Source organism: Falsochrobactrum shanghaiense (assembly GCF_003149535.1).
Taxonomy (GTDB): domain Bacteria; phylum Pseudomonadota; class Alphaproteobacteria; order Rhizobiales; family Rhizobiaceae; genus Brucella; species Brucella shanghaiense.
The window spans coordinates 291616-309745 of record NZ_QGDB01000002.1 but is presented as its reverse complement, the minus strand read 5'-3'; the positions used below and the strand labels follow the sequence as shown (position 1 = coordinate 309745).

Genomic DNA, 18130 nt, shown 5'->3' with positions numbered 1-18130 from the left:
GCGAAAAGCGGTTTTGGAAAAGAACGATGGGCAGCCCAACAGGGCAGTTTGAAATCGGATGCTCAGGACGATCCCCGCTGAATCAAGGTAAGGGGCATGAGCACCCTGTCATTTTCAGGACCGGCTCCGGTCAACCGGGCAGCAAGCATCTTACCGGCCTGACGGCCCAACTCCGTCGCATCGACCGACACCGTGGTGATGCCCGGCGGCAGCTCCTGCATCAATGAGCTGTTTCCAAACCCCGTAATGGCTATATCTTCGGGCACCCTCAAGCCGCGCGCGGTCGCTTCGAGCAAAGCACCGCAGGCAAGAAGGTCATTGACACAGAAAACCACATCGGGGGACTTCCCTTCGCGCAGAAGCTCCGCGAAGGCGACGCGGCCGTCTTCCTTTGAGCGGACTGTCGGCACAAGAATATCTCCTGCCGTTTGAAGGCCAAGCCTTGCGCATTCCTTCTTGAAGGCCGTATGCCGGATAAGTCCCCGCCCATAGGCGCGCCCGATAAAGGCCGGGCGGCGATAGCCGCGCTGCGCCAGATATTGCACCATCGATGCCACGCCATCCGTATTTGAAACCCCCACCAGCATATCGATAGGCGTGTCGCAATAGGCCCAGCTTTCCACGATTGGCACGTTGAGGCGGCGGAATAGATCACGATTGAGTTCCTGCTCGATCATGCCGGTAATGAAGGCGCCTGCCGGTCGAATTTGCGACAGGCTGCGCGTCAAGCGGATTTCGCGCTCATAGGAATATGAGGTGCGCGCCACCACGACTTCATATCCCAGAGGCTCGATGACGTCGGCAAATGCATCGGCGGCCAACAGGAACTGTTCGCTGGCCGTCGAGGACACAAAAACGGCAACCATATTTGAGCGCCCCGTCCGCAGGGCGCTGGCGTGCGGATTAAGGCTGAACCCCGTCACCCGGACCGCCTCTTCCACTCTGGCGCGGGTTTCCTCCGCCACGATCTCCGGCTTGCGCAACGCGCGCGAGACGGTGATCGTCGAGACACCGGCGCGCTTTGCGACCGCTTCGATCCGCACCTCAGGACCACTCAGCGAGGCTTTTTCGCTCTCGCTGCTCGGAACACGGGCAACGGGATCCTGAGTCACGGTGGGGATCGTCATCTTCTGCATTTCAGGCTTTCATGCCGATACGAGTTCGGTCTCAGACTTGATGAATCGGGTCGAGTGTATTTTTACCATCCAACTTTGCAATGCCCATCGCCAAAAGATGGCAGGATGAGCTCCCGGCAACCATTCCATGTATTCAGCGCCCGGTATGTCGAGCCGGTATGTCGAGCCGGTATTTCGAGCCGGTATTTCGAGCCGGTATTTCGAGAATGCAGGCAGCAGGTTTTTCCCGGCCAATTCGCAAACCTTTCCTGCGAAAACAACTTAACCTTCATGCGACTGATGATAACGTTAACATATTTGGGATCAATTGCCCGCCCACGTCAAGCACAATAAATACAAAATGGCGCTTAAAACACATGTCAGGCTGCGCCGAGGAGCCGCTCGCATCCAACACCGCATGCATATGCATCCGGTCATCACGATAATTGCGGCAATCCAGCTCCCTTGCGGCCTGCCGACCGCACATCCACCCTGCAATTTTCCCGGATCGGGCCGGCATTGCATGTAAACGGCCCTGCCCGCCTATTGGATCAGGCCGATGAGCGGGCCATAACCACCATGCCAGGATATATCATTACGCCCCAGTTCCGGACTAAAGACCCCCGCCCCTCTCCCGCCATCCAGAAAGAGCGCGACCGGGCATTTCAGATGATCGCGGAACAAGCGCGCGAAATCATAAAAATTCACGCTGTCCTCGCTGACGGCGAAACGAATATTTCCATCGCGGCAAATGCCGACACCGCTACGGCGGGTGCGGTATTTCGATCCTGCAATAAAGATCGGGTTAATCTTGTTGTCGATGACCAGCATCGGTCCCGACTGCGTCGCGTAACGCGCCTTGAGACGGCGCTTGATAAATTCGCTTGTCGGCAGAATTCCCGCTTGTTCGCCATGAAGATAGAAAACGGCATTCGGCTTCTTGTAAAAATTTGGCACTTGCCCGGATGGCACTCGAAACTGCGTCAGGTCTGCGGCGTGAAGCTGCTGCCCATCTTCGATATATAGTCCCATGGGCGAGAAGTCGGTTTGATACATTCCGGCATTGAGCGCGAAGACGAGCTTTCCGCCTTCTCCTTCGATAGCCTTGGCGAGCTTTGAAAAATGGCGATAGGCTTTGCCGTCGGCATTTTTCCAGAACAGCCGCAAATCTGCTTTTCCGGGTTCGACAGTGCATAAATTATATTTTACGCCCGCGACATTCTCCTGATTGCAAACGCCCGCAAAGCTTGCGCGAGAAAAAGTCATGGCCGCAATCAACATCATTGAACCGATGCGCAGACTGCGTTTGAAATCGAGCATCGAACCCTCTCGCGCTGAAATATATGCAATTACTGAATTCACTTGCACATTAGGAAGTGTCACGGCCATACTGAACTATCCCTTGCGGGAGAAGGCTGCGTGGATGATCATTGCTCAAAAGGTATCAAATGACGATAGAGAATCCGGCAGTAATACGCATCCTGCGCATGGTGGTCGAAACCATCAGACCGCAATTTACCGTAGAACTGTGGGACGGCACGCGGATCGGGAGTTTTGACGGCCCGGTCCTTCTGATCAATGATCCATCGGTCGTGCGGCAATTGCTGTTAAAGCCCAATTACGATTCTCTCATCGACATATGGGCATCAGGCCGAATCGACATCAAAAATGGCACTATCTTCGATCTTGCCAGCCGGAAGATCGATGGTCATCTCAAGGAGCGGATCAGGGCTTTGCCCAAGTGGCAGCTTTTGAAGGATGTTCCATCGCTGCTTTTTTCCAGAAAGCGACAAGCGGATTTCGATGGCGCGGGCAAATCCCCTTTCGCAAGCGGATCAAACAAGGAAGCGATCACCCACCATTACGATGTTTCCAATGCGTTTTATCAGCTCTTTCTGGACGAACGCATGGTTTACACCTGCGGCTATTTCACCGACTGGGCCAACAGCATCGATCAGGCGCAGAAAGACAAGCTTGAACTGATTTGCCGGAAATTACGCCTTGAGCCGGGAGACCGGCTGCTCGACATTGGCTGCGGCTGGGGCGCTTTCCTCATCTATGCCGCACAGAATTATGGCGTCACCGGAACGGGCGTCTCATTATCGGAAGCGCAAACCGAGCTGGCAAGGCAACGCATCAAGGACGCCGGGCTGGAAGACAAGATCACCATACATGTCAAATCCTATACGGAGCTTGAAGGGGAATTCGACAAGATCTCATCCATCGGCATGTTCGAACATGTCGGCAACGCCAATTACGATATTTATTTCGAATCCGTCAGGCGATTGCTGCGGCCGGGCGGCCTTTATATGCATCATGCCATCACGCGCCGGATGAAGAAAAACAAAAAAGCTTTCAAGCGCAAAAGCGCCGAACATCTTGCGCTTGTGAAGTATATTTTTCCCGGCGGCGAGCTTGATCACCTCGGAATGACCATCGAAAATCTCGAAGGTCACGGTTTCGAAGTGCATGACGTCGAAAATCTGCGCGAGCATTATGGCCAGACCTGCCGCTTGTGGGCAGAGCGTCTCAATGCCAATTTCGACCGGGCCGTCGCAGAAGTGGGGTATCAGAAAGCACGCCTCTGGCTGCTTTATCTCTCCGGCTGTGCGCTGGCTTTTGAACGCGGCACCGTACAGATCAACCAGACACTCGCCTCAAAACGCAGGCGCGGCCTTTCGCCGGTGCCGCAAACACGCAACGATATTTACCGTAGGTCGCAGTAACGATTTAACTTTCGAGCGGCGCAGGCCGGAATGCCTGCCCGGAATGCCTGCAATGCGGCTCGATCCGATCCAGACGCACCTTCACCAACCAGCCGGAGCGGCTTGCCGCTCCGGTTTTTGCTTTCAGGGCAGCTCCAATATGCCATATTATACACGTATCATGAATTAAATTATACGCAGATTATACAATTTGATTGACACGTCGTTTCCGGCATTGCACAGTTCCCAGCGTCGATGATGCGCCGGGATTGGCTATTGCCACGGTTTCGCGCAGGAGGATCTCGATGAAGAATGGAAAGCATAACCTTTACGACGATTTGAAACGTCAGATCCTGACCATGGAGCTTGATCCGGATCAGGATCTTGACGAGGTCGGCCTCGGGGAAAATTACGGCTTGTCCCGCACGCCGGTCCGCGAGATTTTTCGCCGTCTGGAAGGCGAAGGCTATGTCGAAATTCGCGCCAATCGCGGCGCGCGCGTCAGCCCGATGAACCATCAGACGCTGCGGCACTTCTTCCTGGTGGCGCCGATGATTTATGCCGCAATCGGCAGGCTTGCAGTGCAGAATTACAAGCCCCAGCACCTTACGGACCTCAAGAACACGCAGGAACGCTTTCGCGCGGCGAGCATGGTCGGCGACGGGCTTGCCATGGTTCTTGAGAATAATCGTTTTCACGAAATCTTCGGCGAAATGACCGGCAACCCCTATTTACAGCCCAGTCTTGGCCGACTCCTGATCGACCATGCCCGCATAGGACATACTTTCTTCCGCCCCCGCAACGACGACATGCGCCAGCGCCTGCAACTGGCCGTCGATCATCACGATGGTTTCATAGCGGCTCTCGCCTCCCGTGACGAAGATATGGTCGTTGATCTCGTATTCGAGCACTGGGAACTCTCGCGCGAGAACATGGAGCTCTACATCGCCCCGGAAGGAATAAAGGCAGACACACGTAATGAATTGCCCGCCGCATCAATGGAGAAGCAATCTTGAAGTTTGAAGGTATTTATACACCGGCAATCACACCGTTTCATCCAGACGGGCAGATTGATCGCGAGGCATATGCAGCCGTGCTGGAATCGCTGATCGAAGCGGGGGTCCATGGCATCGTGGTCGGCGGCTCGACGGGCGAATATTATGCGCAGAGCGCGCAGGAACGGGTCGATCTGGCGGCCTATGCAAAGGACGTGATCGGCACCCGGCTGCCCCTCATTATCGGAACCGGCGCTATTCGGACCGAAGATTCGGTCGAATATGCAAGACATGCAAAAGAGATTGGCGCCGATGCGCTTCTGGTCTCATCGCCGCCCTATGCATTGCCCACGGAACGAGAAAATGCAGTGCATGCGCTGACGATCGATCGCGCGGCCAATCTTCCGATCATGCTTTATAATTATCCCGCCCGGATGGGCGTGGCCATGGGCGAGGAATATTTCGCACGCGTCGGCAAGTCGAAGAACTTTATCGCCATCAAGGAAAGCACCGGCGATATGGCCAATCTCCATCTGCTGGCGCGAAAGTTTCCCCATATCGCGCTCTCCTGCGGCTGGGACGATCAGGCTCTGGAGTTTTTCGCCTGGGGTGCGCGCAGCTGGGTATGCGCGGGGTCCAATTTCGTCCCGCGCGAGCATGTCGCGCTTTATGAAGCCTGCGTGATCGAAAAGAATTTCGACAAGGGCCGCGCGATCATGACAGCCATGCTGCCGCTGATGGATTTTCTCGAATGCGGAAAATTCGTGCAGTCCATCAAGCATGGATGCGAACTGACCGGCCTGAAGGCGGGATCACTGCGCCCGCCGCTGCGCCCGCTCGACACGCAGGAAAAGCGGACCCTCCAGACTGTCATCACCACCTTGAAGCGGACCGTCGCCCAGATCACATCGGGAGCCAATCATGCATGAGCCTTTGACCGCCGCCGAATACAGCGCCCTTGCTGCGAATATCCAGCTCCCCGCCAATGCCTTCATCGACGGCGCTTTCCGCCCTGCCGGTTCCGGCAAGACCTTCAAGACGATCAATCCGGCGACCGGGAAAGTGCTGGCAGAAATTGCCGCCTGTGATTCCTCCGACGTCGATTTCGCAGTGATCAAAGCCCGTGACGCCTTCGAGGATGGTCGCTGGCGCAACCAGTCGCCCGCCGAACGCAAGGCCGTTCTGCTGAAATTTGCCAGGCTTCTGGAGCGCAACCGGCATGAGCTTGCCGTTATGGAGAGCCTCGATAGCGGCAAGCCGATCCGCGAATGCCAGACCGTCGATATACCCGACACCATTAACACCATTCGCTGGCACGCCGAACTCATCGACAAGCTTTATGATCATACCGCCCCTGTCGGCATCGACGCCCTGACCATGATCGTGCGCGAACCGGTCGGCGTCGTGGGCTGTGTGCTGCCGTGGAATTTTCCGCTTCTCATGCTCGCCTGGAAAATCGGTCCGGCGCTCGCCTCGGGCTGCTCGGTCATCGTGAAGCCGGCTCTCGAAACATCGCTGACCACGCTGCGCGCCGCTGAACTGGCGCATGAAGCCGGGATTCCGGCTGGCGTCTTCAACGTCGTCACCGGCGGCGGCAAGGAGGTCGGCGAGCCGATCGGGCGGCATATGGATGTCGATATGGTGGCGTTTACCGGCTCGACGCCGACCGGTCGTCACTTCCTGCGCTATGCAGCCGATTCCAATCTCAAGCGCGTCGTCCTCGAATGCGGCGGCAAGAATCCGGCGGTGGTTCTCGATGATGCGGAAGATCTGGACCTTGTCGCCGAGCAGGTGGTCAATGGCGCATTCTGGAACATGGGCGAGAACTGTTCGGCGACGTCACGGCTTGTCGTGCATGCGAAGGTGAAGGACGCACTGCTTGAACGGATCAGCGCCTATATGCGCGAATGGAAGACCGGCGACCCGCTCGACCCGGAAAACCGCATCGGGGCGCTCGTCAGCAAGGCTCATTTCGAGAAGGTCAAATCCTTTCTCGATGAGGCGAAGACCGAAAATCTCTCCATCGTCAATGGCGGCGGCACGCATGAGGACATCTATATCGAGCCGACCGTGGTGGACGGTGTTACGCCTGAAAGCCGCTTGTTTCAGGAAGAGATTTTCGGGCCGGTCCTTTCAGTGACGACCTTCAATTCCATCTCGGAAGCGATAGCGCTGGCCAACGATACCAATTACGGCCTGGCAGCATCCGTCTATACCGGAAACCTGCGCAACGCGATCAGGCTGTCGCGTGAAATCCGCGCCGGTATCGTGACCGTCAACTGTTTTGGCGAAGGCGATGCAACCGCCCCGTTTGGCGGCTACAAGGAATCCGGCTTTGGCGGTCGCGACAAATCCATCTTCGCCCACGACAATTATTGCGAACTCAAAACGATCTGGATCGATGTCTCCGAACGTTCCGTAGATGAGACCGTGCGATGATCTCAGGGGCCGTCAAACGTTTGCCCATGGAAAATGGCATTTCGGGTTGGGAAGCGCTCAGCGAGCGATCATTTCCCGCCCGGAGCCTTGAGGGCGACATGACTGCCGACTGGCTGGTGATCGGCGCGGGTTTTGCAGGCCTTTCCGCCGCGCGCCGCCTGCTTCAACTCAGGCCCGATGACAGGATTGTCATGCTGGAGGCGAGCGAAGTCGCCAAAGGCACGTCGGGACGCAATTCGGGCTTCATGATCGATGTCCCGCACAATCTTTCTTCCAGCGAATATTCAAGCGGGGGCGTGGACGCCACCCGGCTGGAAATGGCGCAAAACCGCACCGCCATCGCCTTTGCAGCCGACGCCGCCGCAGAATATGGCATGTCGCGCGCGACTTTTGATCCGGCAGGAAAGATCAACGCAGCCGCCACACCGCGCGGCATGCAGCTCAACCGGAAATTCGGCCACTCCCTGAGCAGCGCGGGCGAAGCGCATCGTTTTCTCGATGCCGCCGAAATGCGCGACATCACCGGCTCGGATTATTATCTGGGCGGGCTTTACACGCCCGGAGCGGCCCTGATCCAGCCCGCCGATTATATCCGCGACTTCGCTGCCGGTCTGGCACGCCGGATAGACCTGTTCGAGCGCTCGCCCGTCACTTCGCTCAAACGCGAAGGAGCAAACTGGACGGCTCATACCCCGCGCGGTGCGGTCAGCGCGCCCAGGGTCATTGTTTGCGTAAACGGCCATATCGAGGATTTCGGACATTATACCGGGCGCCTGATGCATATCTTCGCCTACGCCTCGATGACCGCGCCTTTTCCGGCTGATGATTTCGGGCGCCAGATTTCAGGTCAGCAAAAATGGGCGCTGCTTCCCGCCGATGCAATGGGAGCAACCCTTCGCAAGATCACCATCGGCGACCAGTCACGCATCATCATCCGCACAAGATATACTTACGATACGGCCCTGACAGTCCCGGCCCAGCGCATGGGCAGAATGGCGCAAATACAACGCCGTTCGCTGGAAGCACGGTTTCCGGGACTGGCCGGCATAGGGTTCGATTATAATTGGGCGGGAAGGCTGTGTCTCAGCCTTAACCATGTGCCTGCCTTTGGCGAGGTGGAAGAAGGACTTTATTCCGCCTGCTGTGAAAACGGTCTTGGCACGGTCAAAAGCACGCTCGCAGGAAAGATGGCGGCGGAGCTTGCAACAGGAACTGTCTCCAGCCAGCTCGATGAATATATGGATCATGCGGAGCCTTCGCGGCTTCCGCCGAAGCCTCTCGCATGGCTCGGCATCAATTCGATGATCCGTTTGCAGGAATTGCGCGCCGGTCGGGAAGGATGATCGCTCGCGCAATATGAAGCCTTAACCGGGGGATAGGTGCAGGCTTTAGATACAGGGAACAACACGAGGAGGAAGCGCAATGAAGAATTTCTGGAAAACCTTCTGCACGGCAGCGGTGGTCAGCATGAGCATGCTGTCTGCCCAGGCGGAGGAAAAGACGATCACCATGGGAACGATGTCGTGGGAAGACCTTCTTCCCATCACCGGCATCACCAAGAAAGTCCTTGAGGATTCCGGTTATACCGTGAAGGTGGTTCCGTTCTCGGAATGGGGTATCGCCTATGCCGCACTCTCCAAGGGCGACATTCAGATCCTCACCTCGCAGACCGATTATGTCGCCCATGATTACTGGGACAAGAACAAGGACAAGCTCGAAAAAATCTCGCCTGTCTCGCACGGCCTGTTCGACGGCATCGCCGTACCGAAATATGTCGAGATCGATTCTATCGAGCAATTGAACGAGAATGCCGACAAGTTTGGCAACAAGATTGTCGGCATCGAACCCGGTGCGGGCTTGATGCGGGAAACCGGCGAGGCCATCAAGGCATATGACATCAAGCTTCCGCTCGTTGAAGGCAGCACGGCTGCGATGACCGCCGCGCTGAAATCGGCCATAGACCGCAATGAGTGGGTTGCCGTCACGCTCTGGGAACCATCCTGGATGATGCAGAAATATGACGTCAAGTTCCTCAAGGATCCCAAGGGCGTCTACCCGCCACCGCAGTCCTATTACTGGATCGGCAAGAGCGGCTTTTCCGCGGACCATCCTCATGCGCGCGAACTGCTCGCCAGCGTCTATGTGCCGCTCGCAGACATAACCGCCATCAATGCAGCCGTCAGCGACGGCAAGACAATGGATGACGCTATCAGCGACTGGATCGGCAATCACGGCGATCTCATGAAACGCTGGAGCAATATCAAAAGCGAGTAATCCGATGGCCGGGCCGTCCGGCAGGAAGCCGGACGGCCCGGAACACCAGTGGCGAGCGAAACCCGTGGAGGGAAGATGAAATCCTCAAACATCGACACGAACGAGGTTCTGGTCGACTGCCAGTCCGTCTGGAAGGTTTTCGGCACGAATTCCGCTGCCGCCGTGAAGGCGGTCACGGAGCGCGGTTTGACGAAAACGCAGATTTTGCAGGAGTATAATTGCGTCGTCGGCGTTTCGGACGCCAGCTTCCAGCTCCGGCGTGGAGAAATCTTCTGCGTGATGGGACTTTCGGGCAGCGGCAAGTCTACGCTGATCCGGCTGCTCAACCGCCTCATCGAGCCAAGCCTCGGCAAGATCATGATCAAGGGGAAGGACATCGCCCGGCTCAATGCCGCCGAGCTGCGCCAGATGCGGGCGCGCCATATCGGCATGGTGTTCCAGAATGTGGCGCTCCTTCCTCACAGGAGCGTGCTGGAAAATGCCGCCTTCGGCCTTGAGGTGCAGGGCATTGCAAAAGAAGAACGCAACAAAACAGCGCTCGCCGCCCTTGAGAAAGTCGGTCTTGCCGACTGGACGGGGCGGCTTCCCGCCGAACTCTCCGGCGGCATGCAGCAGCGCGTCGGCCTTGCGCGGGCCCTCGCCGCCGATCCCGAAATCATTCTCATGGATGAGCCGTTCAGCGCACTGGACCCCTTGATCCGTCGCCAGCAGCAGGATGAGTTCCGCCGTCTTGCCAAATCGCTTGGCAAATCATCGGTCTTCATCACTCATGATCTCGAAGAAGCCATCCGGCTGGGTGATCGCATCGCGATCATGAAGGACGGCGTCATCGTGCAGGTGGGAACAGCCGAAGAAATCGTCACCAGACCCGCTGACGATTATGTGGCGGATTTCGTGGCGGGCATTTCACGCATTCATCTGGTCAAGGCGCGCTCGATCATGCGGCCCATCGCCGAATATAGACCGAGGCAGCCCCATGGAGACATAAACACACTCCCCAAGGCTTCGCCTGCGGACGATATTGGTGATCTTATTGAACTCACGATAAAATCCGGTCGCGATACGATAGCCGTGGTCGAGGACGGCGCCATGATCGGAATCGTCACCATTCATGATCTTTTGCGCGGAGTGGCCGGTCTGCCGGACAAGGAACCTCTTGCAGCATAAGCCGACCTGCGCCCATTGAGCGCGGTCGGGGGCCTATATCTGAACCATCTATTCGTTCGGGGAAGTGAAATGGACACCGCCGCCATCACCGATAGTTTCGATAGCAGAACAGAGGACGCTCTTAGCTGGATTGGCGAGAATGGCGGCTGGCTGTTCGACTTCTTCCGCAGCGTGCTCGAAGGGGTTTATGACGGGGTGCACTGGCTGTTGCAGTTTCCGCCCAGCTATGTGATCGGCATTGTCGCAGCCCTGCTTGGGTGGCGACTGATCAATGCCTTATCGGGCGTTCTTATCGGGCTGGCATTGCTGTTTTGCGCGGTGATGGGGCTGTGGCCGCAGACCATGAGCACGCTGGCCATGGTGATTACCGCAACGCTTCTCGCGCTTCTTCTGGGCATTCCCATCGGCATTACGGCTGGATTCTCCCGCCCGCTCGACCGCTTCCTCGCTCCGGTCCTCGACCTGATCCAGACCCTGCCGCCCTATATCTATCTGCTTCCGGCGATTGCGCTTCTGGGCTATGGGCCTGCGACCGCGCTTGCGGCAACCGTCATCATCGCCATGCCGCCCGCCATCCGCCTGACCTCGCTGGGCCTTCGCATGGCACCGCGCGAATTCATCGAACTGGGTCAGGCCACCGGCCTCACCCCCTGGCAAATGTTTTTCAAGATCAGGCTTCCATTCGCCATGCCGAGCATCATGGCCGGGATCAACCAGAGCATCATGATGGCATTCGGCATGGTGGTTATCGCAGGCATTGTCGGCTCGGGAGGGCTTGGTGAAACGATCTATGGCGCCCTTCGCACGCTCGACATCGCCACTTCGATCAATGCCGCGATCGCCATTGTCGTCCTGACCATGGTGCTGGACCGGCTCACGCAGGCCGCAGCCAGCGACAAGAGGGGAGATGGAAAATGAATTTCGACCTGTTGCGGTTTTCGCCGGGCGCATATCTGGCTCCGGTCGTGGATTGGCTCAACAAGAATTTCCATCCATTTTTCAATGCACTGGCGACATCCATAGAGACGGTGCTGGGGGCCATAGAACGTGTTCTGCTGTTTCCGCCAGCCTATGCGGTAATCATGGCAGCGGTCATTCTTGCAGCCGTTTTCGTCAGTTGGCGGGTGGCGGCGATAACGGCGGTCGCCCTGCTGTTTTGCCTGTTCGCCGGTCTGTGGACAGCCTCGATGCAGACATTGGCGCTCGTGACGGTAGCCGTTGTCATCGCCGTGGCGATTGCATTTCCCCTTGGCATTCTGGCCTCGCGTCACAGAGGGCTTGAAACCGCCCTCCGGCCGTTGCTGGACATCATGCAGACCGTCCCCCCCTGGGTCTATCTCATTCCCGCTGTCATGATTTTCAGCCTGGGCCGTGTTCCGGCGATCATGGCGACGATCATCTATGGCATTCCTCCAATGCTGCGGCTGACGACGCTTGCTTTCAATCAGGTGCCGAAGGAATTCAAGGAACTGGGCCGCGCCACCGGAGCGTCGCCACGCGCGATCCTGTTCAAGATCGAAATTCCCTTGGCCGCGCCGACGCTTCTGGTCGGGCTCAACCAGTGCATCCTCCTGTCGCTCGCAATGGTGGTTCTCGCCGGACTGGTCGGCGCAGGCGGTCTTGGCGCCGAAGTCACGCGTGGATTGACACGAATGGAAATGGGACTGGGATTGCGGGCCGGATTGTCGATCGTGGCGATTGCCATTCTTCTCGACCGTTTCTCGAAAGGTGCTCTGCAGCGCCGTCGCACGACAGGCGGGGCGAGTACCGTCTAGAGCATTTCCAGCAAAAGTGTGAAACGGTTTTGCGTGGGATAATGCGATAAAACAAAGGCTTGAGACGCGGTTCCAATTCCGTGTTAACTGGAACCGCTCTAGTTGTGGAACCTCAACAGTTTGCCGGTGTGAACAATTATTCCGTTATAAGAAAGGTCTGGAAAATATGACAAGTATCGGACGCGTAGGCATCATCGGCGGCGCGGGATGGCTGGGTACGGCGATCGCCAGGGCATTGCTCGATTCAGGCACGGTTCCGGCTGAAAGGCTGATTTGCTCCTACAGAAGCGGAAAGCCGCAAAATGCCCTGCCTTGCGCGTGGACAGCCGACAACAGACAACTGGTCCAGGATTCCGACATTATCATCCTCTCCGTGCGCCCTGCCGACTGGGACTCCATCGACATCGATGCGACAGGCAAACTCGTCATCTCCGTCATGGCCGGGGTAGACGCGGAAGAAATCCGCCAGAAAACCGGCAGTTCCCGTGTCGCGCGTACGCTGCCCAATGCAGCAGCGGAGATCGGTTTTTCCTATACGCCGTACTTCCTCGTTTCCTCCGAACCCGATGACGCCGACACAGTTCGCCGTCTTTTCGAAAGCTGCGGCAGCGTCGATGCCGTAAGCGCCGAGGGACATATAGATTATTTCACAGCCATGTCCGGCTCGGGAGCGGCATTTCCGGCTCTGCTCGCCCAGGCGATGATCGACCACGCGGCGGCGCAAGGTGTGCCGGAAGATATTGCACGCCGTGCCGCAGAGCAGGTTCTGATAGGAGCCGGACGGCTTCAGGAACATAACGGAGCCTCCCCGCAGGAGACGGTGAAATCCTTTGTCGATTATAAAGGAACGACAGCAGCGGGCATTATCGCCATGCGCGAGAACGGCTTTGAAAAAGCGGTCGGGGCCGGTCTGGATGCAGCGTTCAAAGCAGCGCAGGACCTGTCCGGCAAACCCGGAAAATAGGCCCTTCGGGCGCGCGGCTGGCCCCCCTCTGTCAGAACCGCAGGATAATCTTGCCGAAATTGTCGCTGGCCTCCAGCATTTGATGGGCCTCCACCGCCGCTTCAAACGGCAGCACCGCGTGAATGACCGGCTCGATCTCACCGCTTGCCAGAAGCGGCAGCCAGCGCTGGCGAAAACGTTCGACCACTTGCGCCTTTTCCTCGGGCGAATGCGGGCGCAGCGTAAAGCCGCACAATTGCAGCATCTTGGTGAGGACGGCAGGGACATCTATCTCCGCGCTGCCCGCACTAAGCAGCCCCACGAAAGCAAGCCGCCCGCGCCAGCGCAGCAGCGAAATATGACGCGCCAGATAGGCAGGCCCAACGAAGTCCTCCACCACATCGATACCGTCGGGATAGATGTCGCAGATCGCTTCGGCAAAATCCACTTCGCGATAGTTGAGTACGTGATCCACCCCCCAGTCGCGCAGGCGCTGCGCCTTGTCCTCGCGCCCGACCGTGGTGATAATTTCTGCGCCTATATGCTGCGCCATGCGGATGGCCGTACTGCCGACCGCACTGCCGCCTGCATGGATCAATACCCGCTCGCCCGCCTCAAGGCGTGAGAGTTCGAACAGGGTTTCATTGGCCGTGCAAAAAGTCTCGATCACCGCAGCCGCGCGCACATCATCCCATTGCGATGGGACCACGACCACATGCCGCCAGTCGGCAACCGCATATTCGGCATAGCCCCCGCCTGAAAGAAGCGCTGCAACCCGCATGCCGGGTTCTATGCCGCGCACTTGAGACCCCACCTCGACCACCTCGCCGCCGCATTCGATACCGAGTACCGGATTGGCACCGGCAGGCAAGGGATAGACGCCTGCGCGCTGCATCGCATCGAGCCGGTTTACCCCGGCAGCGCCGACGCGGATCAGCACCTCGTGGGATGCGGGGCTTGGACGCTCAGCAGTCATCAAACGCAGGACTTCGGGACCACCCGGTTCCGGTGCATCAAAGATTCTCATTGTCGGCATTACAATTCTCCCCGGATCATATTAGGTTCCCAGAATTTTCAGGCCAATGATTTTTAGCCATGCAGCCACTGTTCCTGAACAAAACGGTAAGCGCCTTCATAGCCCGGACGAATGCGCGCAAAGCCGGGAAAATGAATATGCATCCCGCCCACCAGCAGGTCTTCATCGACGCAGCGCTGCAATATCCTGCGGCGTGAAACGGCAGCGGCAGGCGTATCCGTGTCGAAGATCATCCCCACATCGGGATCGGCAAGCTGCACTTCGGGCACATGAACCGTATCGCCCCAGATAATCATCGCCTCACCGCATGAGCGAAGGATGTAACAGCTATGTCCCGGCGTATGGCCGATTGACGGCAGGGCCGTGATGCCGGGCAATACCTCGCATTCGCGGTCGAAGCGCCGGACGGCAGTTTCGAGATATGGCGTGATCTGGATGCGACCGGCATCGAAATAGACCCGCTTTTGCCGCTCTGTTGCCAGCGCCTTGGCACCATCATCGAACCAGTGGGTGATCTCCGCTTCGTGGACGTGAACCATGGCGTTGGGGAAAAGCTTGCGTCCGGTCACGGGATCGGTGAGGCCGTTGGAATGGTCGGGGTGAATATGCGTCAGCAGAACATCGCTGATCGCTTCAGGCGCAACGCCCAGTTCATCGAGCAATCCCGGCAATCGCCCGCAGGTCGGCCCCATGATGTCGCCCGATCCGCAATCGACCAGAATATTCCGCCCCCCATGACGCACCAGAAATGTGTTGATGGAGACGACCGGCGGGGAAATACGCGTTTCGGCGGCAAGGTATCCCGCAAGCCGCCCATGGTCGGGATTGCGGAATATGTCGAAGGTCTCATAGGCCATGTAGCCGTCGCAGAGCGCGGTTACGAGCATTTCTCCCAAGGGACGGTGGTATATGGTTGGAACCTGCTGAAATCCGCTCATGAAGTCGCTCTTTCCTTGCCGCCGTTTTTTGCGGAAAAACTCGGATGGGGCTTTTCGATCAACTCGTAATTATCCGACAGCCAGCGTCGCAACCCGGCACGCGAAATCTTGCCGATTGCGTTGCGGGGCAATTCGTCCATCGCAACGAAAAGCCTTGGGCGTTTATAAGCCGTCATCTCCGCCAGCGCGGGTTCCAGCATTTCCCGCCAGCCTGCAGGCGGACGCTGGGCGATGAGAGTTACGATTTCACCCCAATATTCGGACGGAAAACCAAGCACGACCAGTTCTGTTTGCGCAAGAGCGGGTGCGAGCGCGCGCTCGACTTCGTCCGGCGCAATCTTGTATCCGCCGCTCTTCATCATGTCGGAATCGCGCGCCACGAGATAAAGCCGCCCTCTTTGGTCGAGCAATCCAAGGTCGCCCGTATCGTGGAACTCACCCGGCTCAAGCATTTTCAAGCCATTGACGGTCATATAGCCGCCAAACATATGGGGACTGCGAAGGAATATCTGGCCGACCGCGCCGCGCGGCAGAATCCTGCCCTCTTCGTCGCGGATTTCGATCTCCACGCCCGTTGCAGGCCAGCCGACACAAAGCCCCTCACCCGGCATCTGCGCATAGATCGCGGAAGTCTCGGCAGGGTCGAGGACGGTGATCGGGTTGAAAATTTCGCTCTTGCCATAGGTGACGCGGATAATATCGCCAAAACACGCCACCGCGTTACGATATATCGTCGGCGTCAAAGGTGCCGTACCCGTCAGGATCGTTCGCAATCGCGGCTGCAATTGCGCCATATCCGGGCTTTTGGCCGCTTCCGTCAGCTTGGCCAGAACGGTCGGCGGCGCAAAGATTTCCGTCACTTCGCCGGTTGCAAGCAGCGGCAAGATCTTTGCCGGATCAACGCCCTGCATCAGCCGCACGCTCGCGCCCTGTGCGAGATAGGCGAAAGTCAGCAACGAACTGCCATGCGAAAAGGGCGTCATCAGTAATATCTGATTGCGCCCATAGGGTTCGAAAGGCAGCGCCGCCCGCAACATGAGCGAACCGCTCCAGCGGCCCCGATGCGTATGGATCGCGCCCTTGGCGGGCCCTGTCGTTCCGCTGGTAAAAACAATCCGGCTGGGGGCGTCAGGGTCGACATCCGGCCAGCCATCCGCCGCAAATGGCCGGGAGCCAGCACCGCGCGCATCTTCCATTTGAATGTCCGCGTCAAGGCCCATATCGGCTGCGCCATCGACAAGCACCACGCGCGCGCCGGTGCATCCAAGCGCATGCTTGATCTCGCTGCTGCTCAAGACAGGGTTGATCGGCACTTCCGCAGCACCCGCCAGCGACACGGCGTAACTTGCCGATGCAGCCAGCGCCGAATTCTGAAAAACCGTCGCCACGAAGTCATCAGGACCGATCCCCATCGCGCGCAGGCGATCGGCAATGGCTGCGGCGCGATCGATAACCTCGGCAATGCTGTGGCTTCCTTCCGCGTCGATAATGCCGATCCGCTCGCCATAGCGGTCATATATTGCCGCCAGTTCCGTACCCCAGTTCATTGCACTCTCCCGTTCTTTCACAGGGTTTCAGGGAAGACTTCCGGCCCCAGCGGGTCTTCACCATTCACCGCCAGCGCCTGCGCCCATTTGTTGAGCCACCAGCCATAGGGTTCAGGCCATGAGGAAAAGTCGCGCTCCACACCCATTTGCCAGGCGGCATGGCGCACCCAGAAAGGATTGAAAAGCATCTGACGGCCAATACAGATCAGATCGGCCTTCTTCTCCTGCAAAATCGCCTCGGCATAGTCGGGGCTGCGGATCATCCCGACAGCCGCGGTGGCAATATTCACTTCACGCCGCAACCGCTCTGACAGGGCAACCTGATAGCCCGGCCCGCGCGCCAGATTGGAATTGGTCGCACCCGCACGCATATTGCCGCCCGACGAACAGTCGATCAGATCGACGCCCGCTTCTTTCAGCCTTGCGGCAAAAATGACGCTGTCATCCTCGGTCCAGCCGCCTTCGATCCAGTCGGTGACGGAAAGCCGGGCAAAGAGCGGCATGGAATCGGGCATCAGGGCGCGCAGCCGCGCGACGACGGCAAGCGGCAGGCGCATCCGGTTTTCAAGCGAACCGCCCCATCGGTCGGTGCGCTGATTGGCCAGCGGCGAAAGAAAGCTTTGCAGCAGATAGCCATGCGCCAGATGCAGTTCGAGCAGATCAAACCCCGCCAGCAGCGCGCGTCTTGCGCCCGCTGCGAAGGCATCGATGATGCCTTCGATCTGCTCTTCATTCATCTCGACGGGCGTGAGCCAGCTTTCCGAAAGCGGAATGGGCGAAGCTCCCATCGGGTAAAGCTGCTCGTCACCCGCCGCCAGATTGCGCTCGCTGATCGGCCCATTGCCTTCAAAAGCGCGCTGCTGGCCGCCCTTGCGCCCGCCATGGCTGATCTGGATCGCGGTTCTGGCGCCATAGCGCTTCATTTCGCTGACCAGCCGCGCCATCGGTTCGATATGGCTGTCGGACCAGATTCCGGGATCGCCGTTGCTGACGCGGCCAGCGCGGGTCACAAAGGTCTGCTCCATGATGACCAGCCCCGCGCCGCCCATCGCCATGCGCTCGTAATGGGCGAACTGAAACGGGGTAAGGCGTCCATCCTCAGCGGAATAAGTGCCCATGGGCGACACCACGATGCGGTTTTTCAGCGTTACGCCGCGAAAGGTGGAAGGCTGGAACAAAAGCGGGATCGTTGTCAT

16 protein-coding genes are annotated in these 18130 nt (G+C 58.1%); 10 read left to right on the top strand and 6 right to left on the bottom strand.

The features are described 5' to 3' along the window. Positions 1 to 62 precede the first annotated feature (62 nt). The gene (locus DKP76_RS05340; RefSeq protein ID WP_109705417.1) at positions 63 to 1136 is read right to left on the bottom strand and encodes a LacI family DNA-binding transcriptional regulator; all 1074 of its coding nucleotides are present in this window, start codon (positions 1134 to 1136) and stop codon (positions 63 to 65) included. A gap of 522 nt (positions 1137 to 1658) precedes the next feature. Then, entirely contained in the window at positions 1659 to 2435 is a 777-nt protein-coding gene (locus tag DKP76_RS05335; protein WP_109705848.1) for a phosphodiester glycosidase family protein, read from the bottom strand. Positions 2436 to 2563: 128 nt separating this feature from the next. On the opposite strand from DKP76_RS05335, the gene DKP76_RS05330 reads away from it, so the two are divergent. From DKP76_RS05330 to DKP76_RS05285, 10 genes are all read left to right on the top strand, one after another. Then, positions 2564 to 3841, top strand: a complete 1278-nt coding sequence (locus DKP76_RS05330) for an SAM-dependent methyltransferase (RefSeq protein WP_109705416.1) — start codon at positions 2564 to 2566, stop codon at positions 3839 to 3841. A 284-nt stretch (positions 3842 to 4125) separates the two neighbouring features. Further along, a complete protein-coding gene (locus DKP76_RS05325; RefSeq protein ID WP_109705415.1) occupies positions 4126 to 4836 on the top strand; it encodes a GntR family transcriptional regulator in 711 nt (236 codons plus the stop codon). Then, complete coding sequence (locus tag DKP76_RS05320; RefSeq protein ID WP_109705414.1) at positions 4833 to 5744, top strand: dihydrodipicolinate synthase family protein; 912 nt, start codon at positions 4833 to 4835, stop codon at positions 5742 to 5744. The genes DKP76_RS05325 and DKP76_RS05320 overlap by 4 nt, the downstream gene beginning before the upstream one ends. Beyond that, complete coding sequence (locus DKP76_RS05315) at positions 5737 to 7254, top strand: aldehyde dehydrogenase (protein WP_109705413.1); 1518 nt, start codon at positions 5737 to 5739, stop codon at positions 7252 to 7254. The genes DKP76_RS05320 and DKP76_RS05315 overlap by 8 nt, the downstream gene beginning before the upstream one ends. Continuing rightward, the gene (locus DKP76_RS05310; RefSeq protein WP_109705412.1) at positions 7251 to 8597 is read left to right on the top strand and encodes an NAD(P)/FAD-dependent oxidoreductase; all 1347 of its coding nucleotides are present in this window, start codon (positions 7251 to 7253) and stop codon (positions 8595 to 8597) included. Before DKP76_RS05315 ends, DKP76_RS05310 begins: the two co-directional genes overlap by 4 nt. A 79-nt stretch (positions 8598 to 8676) precedes the next feature. Next, positions 8677 to 9528: a glycine betaine ABC transporter substrate-binding protein gene (locus tag DKP76_RS05305; protein ID WP_109705411.1), complete on the top strand. Its 852-nt coding sequence runs from the start codon at positions 8677 to 8679 to the stop codon at positions 9526 to 9528. Between the two features lie 75 nt (positions 9529 to 9603). Continuing rightward, a complete protein-coding gene (locus DKP76_RS05300) occupies positions 9604 to 10695 on the top strand; it encodes a quaternary amine ABC transporter ATP-binding protein (protein ID WP_109705410.1) in 1092 nt (363 codons plus the stop codon). Positions 10696 to 10764: 69 nt separating this feature from the next. Then, positions 10765 to 11613 (top strand): ABC transporter permease, encoded by an 849-nt coding sequence (locus DKP76_RS05295; protein ID WP_109705409.1) that lies wholly within the window; start codon positions 10765 to 10767, stop codon positions 11611 to 11613. Continuing rightward, complete coding sequence (locus DKP76_RS05290; RefSeq protein WP_109705408.1) at positions 11610 to 12470, top strand: ABC transporter permease; 861 nt, start codon at positions 11610 to 11612, stop codon at positions 12468 to 12470. The genes DKP76_RS05295 and DKP76_RS05290 overlap by 4 nt, the downstream gene beginning before the upstream one ends. Before the next feature lie 166 nt (positions 12471 to 12636). Beyond that, positions 12637 to 13434 carry a pyrroline-5-carboxylate reductase family protein gene (locus DKP76_RS05285; RefSeq protein WP_109705407.1) on the top strand — a complete coding sequence of 266 codons (798 nt, stop codon included), beginning with the start codon at positions 12637 to 12639 and terminating at the stop codon, positions 13432 to 13434. A 31-nt stretch (positions 13435 to 13465) separates the two neighbouring features. Here the strand turns inward: DKP76_RS05285 and DKP76_RS05280 are convergent, their stop codons facing one another. The 4 genes from DKP76_RS05280 to DKP76_RS05265 are packed head-to-tail and all read right to left on the bottom strand — an operon-like array spanning position 13466 to position 18130. Beyond that, entirely contained in the window at positions 13466 to 14449 is a 984-nt protein-coding gene (locus DKP76_RS05280) for an NAD(P)H-quinone oxidoreductase (protein WP_109705406.1), read from the bottom strand. 53 nt (positions 14450 to 14502) lie between these two features. Continuing rightward, positions 14503 to 15387: an MBL fold metallo-hydrolase gene (locus DKP76_RS05275; protein WP_109705405.1), complete on the bottom strand. Its 885-nt coding sequence runs from the start codon at positions 15385 to 15387 to the stop codon at positions 14503 to 14505. After that, positions 15384 to 16934: a class I adenylate-forming enzyme family protein gene (locus DKP76_RS05270; protein WP_109705404.1), complete on the bottom strand. Its 1551-nt coding sequence runs from the start codon at positions 16932 to 16934 to the stop codon at positions 15384 to 15386. Before DKP76_RS05270 ends, DKP76_RS05275 begins: the two co-directional genes overlap by 4 nt. Before the next feature lie 17 nt (positions 16935 to 16951). Beyond that, positions 16952 to 18130, bottom strand: coding sequence for an NADH:flavin oxidoreductase/NADH oxidase (locus DKP76_RS05265; RefSeq protein WP_245410146.1), 1179 nt, complete (start codon positions 18128 to 18130; stop codon positions 16952 to 16954).